Genomic DNA, 561 nt, shown 5'->3' with positions numbered 1-561 from the left:
CGTCCACTACCCCTACTGCACAGCCAACCTCAGGAGCCTATTCCCAACAAGGGCTAATGTAATTGCGGTTAACTCCACGTGGACACTCAATAAGCTGAGGCAGTGTGGTGTTGATGGAATNNGTAATTCACCCACCTGTAAGGCTAATTGAATGTGGCAGCATGGATAAGGAGGATTTAGTTATTGGCGTTGGGAGGCTTGGTAAACCGTGGGAGGAGTTCATAGAGGTGGCTAAGGTGGTTAAGGCTAAGGCACCTTGGGTTAACTTCACCATAATCGGGCACTCTGATTCCGAGGAGAGGGTTAAGCAGTTACTGAATTTAAGCCGAGGATTAGTAAGCGTGATTCCTAATGCCTCAGAGGATGTTAAATCTAGTTTACTATGTAAGGCTAAAGTAATGCTGCACACCCACCCAGCTGAGCATTTTGGTATCGCCATAGTTGAGGCAATGTCCACGGGGGCAGTGCCCATTGTTCATAAGGATGGGGGTGCTTGGCTTGACATAGTTAAGCAAGGTAAATATGGCTTCGGCTATATATCAATTAATGAGGCTGCTGAAG

At 47.0% G+C, this 561-nt stretch carries 1 protein-coding gene; it reads left to right on the top strand.

Annotated features, from left to right (window positions below; translation table 11 throughout):
- Window positions 1-161: 161 nt before the first annotated feature.
- The coding region (locus tag BP896_RS09635; protein ID WP_291767898.1) for a glycosyltransferase at window positions 162-561 on the top strand (400 nt) is incomplete at its 3' end.

It is taken from the genome of Caldivirga sp. UBA161 (assembly GCF_002506515.1).
In the GTDB taxonomy this organism is placed as follows: Archaea; Thermoproteota; Thermoprotei; order Thermoproteales; family Thermocladiaceae; genus Caldivirga.
The sequence above is the reverse complement of the archived record's forward strand: the minus strand, read 5'-3'. Positions and strand labels throughout refer to the sequence as shown.